The 1,957-nt window shown below is 45.6% G+C and carries 2 protein-coding genes; both read left to right on the top strand.

What is annotated here, in order from left to right; all coding sequences use genetic code 11:
* Positions 1 to 112: 112 nt before the first annotated feature.
* The gene (locus tag F6J94_RS33415; RefSeq protein ID WP_293048161.1) at positions 113 to 991 is read left to right on the top strand and encodes a universal stress protein; all 879 of its coding nucleotides are present in this window, start codon (positions 113 to 115) and stop codon (positions 989 to 991) included.
* Between the two features lie 81 nt (positions 992 to 1,072).
* Positions 1,073 to 1,873, top strand: coding sequence for an SH3 domain-containing protein (locus tag F6J94_RS33410; RefSeq protein ID WP_293048158.1), 801 nt, complete (start codon positions 1,073 to 1,075; stop codon positions 1,871 to 1,873).
* The last annotated feature ends 84 nt before the right edge of the window (positions 1,874 to 1,957 follow it).

Raw genomic sequence — 1,957 nt, 5'->3', positions numbered from 1 at the left:
TCTGTGGATAGTTTTGCATTAATTTATACAAATTTATCAACTAATGATCCACAGTAATTGTAAAGTGTTCTAGTCTCAAAGAAACTCTAAGAAAAAGCCATCCTCCCTGCATATGTTTCAGCATTGCCTAATCTGCACCGATTTCTCTGACGGTTTATATCGGCTAGTAGAGTTTGTCCCCAGTTTAGCGGCTGGTGGGCTTAAGAAAATCATCTTCTGCCACTTTGTTGCGCTTTGGGAAGAGGGAGAAATACCTCGTATTGATGAAGAAGGAATAGAACAAGCTCGCCGCCGCTTTGAAAACGGTTTGACCAATATACCTGAAGGGGTAGAGGTTCACATCGAAGTGACCTCAGGTCGTCCTAGTGACAGTATTCCTAAAATCGCCAAACGTTACCATGCTGATGTCATCCTGATTGGCACGCCAGTGCGCAGCTTATTACAAGAAAAGCTTTTCGGTAGCACTACAGCAACCTTGAGCAAGGAATGTAGTACACCATTGCTAATGCTGCGACCACAACTGATTTCAGCTTACACCTGCGAAGAACTCGATCTACGCTGCCAACATCTATTCCGGTATTTGCTAATTCCCTATGACGGCACTACAGCGTCTCAATCTGTCGTGGAAAGGGTCAAAGAGTATGCTAAACAAGCACCAGATGACTCACTAAAGCAGTGTATGCTGTTGTGGGTAGTCAGTGAAGGGGGGCGCAAAGAATTATCTAAAGAGCCTCAGTTACAAAAAGCTCAAGACAAGCTAGAACCAGTAAAAGCAGAGTTAGAACAGCTGGGCTTACAGGTCAATACGGACGTGCGAGTGGGCAATCCCCGTGAAGAGATTTTAGACACAGCCTTAGAATATGATATTACTGCGATCGCAATCTCTTCCGATCACAAAGGGAAATTCTTAGATTGGTCAGTCCGTAGCTTAGCCGGTGATTTAATGCGCAGCAGCTGGCACCCTGTTCTATTCTTGCCACCACGAAGCTAGGAATCGAGAGTATGGGGTTTTATCGGAAGTTCTAATAAAATAAAGCCATTCCACTTTGGTAGTGAATAATAAATCCAACATATGATCACAAAGATTAGTGGTTGGCGAAAATTACTAGTGGTGTGCATCTCTGTGGCGCTAGCGTTTACAGCTTTTCCTGCGCCATCTTATGCTACTAGTCCTGCGATCGCTCAATTTACCCCATCGTCTCGTTTAGAAAACATCTCATTTGAGAACCAAGCAAAATTTCAACTTGCTGTGGCTACAGACAATTGCCGCAAAGTGGTCACTAGAGGCAGTGATCTCAATGTCCGCAGTGGACCCGGTAGCAATTACCGGATTATCGGTTTAGTCAAAAACGGGTCTGAGGTTACCCTTGAGCAAATAGTAAACCAAGACTGGGCAAAAATTTCTTCTCCCTTGTCAGGTTATATTTCTCAGCGGTATCTCCAATCCTGTCCACCACCACCTAAGCAGGAATGTCGAATAGTTTCTACCAATACTGGCAGGGGTCTGAATGTACGTCAGAGTCCTGGTGGTAAGATTATTGGTGACTTGGACAATGGCGCTCAAATCACTATCGTCAATAGCAGTACTAATGGTTGGGTACAGGTTGTCTCTCCCCAAAAGGGTTATGTTTCCGACCGGTATCTTAAACCTTGTCCACCACCTCCTCCCAAAGAAGAATGTCGTCTAGTATCGACTAATGGTAACCCGCTAAATGTGCGTGCGACCCCTGGTGGTACGATTGTCGGTGTTGTAGAAAATGGTACTACAATCACTATCAAGGGTACTAGTAGTGATGGTTGGGTACCGATGGTTTCTCCCCAGAAAGGTTATGTCTCGGTGGTTAATTGGGTATTCGAAGCTATACTGTGGTAATAAACCTGCATCGTACCGCCCCCTCCCCCAGCACCACCAGCACCCCCAGGTCCGCCGTTGCCGCCAGTCCCTCCAATTCCCATG

The organism is Moorena sp. SIO1F2, from assembly GCF_010672755.1.
GTDB lineage: Bacteria > Cyanobacteriota > Cyanobacteriia > Cyanobacteriales > Coleofasciculaceae > Moorena.
Note: the sequence above shows the minus strand (reverse complement) of the source record. Positions and strands in the feature narration are given on the sequence as shown.

What these genes read in the sequence shown, in the direction of transcription:
- F6J94_RS33415 (WP_293048161.1), top strand. Translation starts at nt 113, where the DNA reads ATGTTTCAGCATTGCCTAATCTGCACCGATTTCTCTGACGGTTTATAT.
- F6J94_RS33410 (WP_293048158.1), top strand. Translation starts at nt 1,073, where the DNA reads ATGATCACAAAGATTAGTGGTTGGCGAAAATTACTAGTGGTGTGCATC.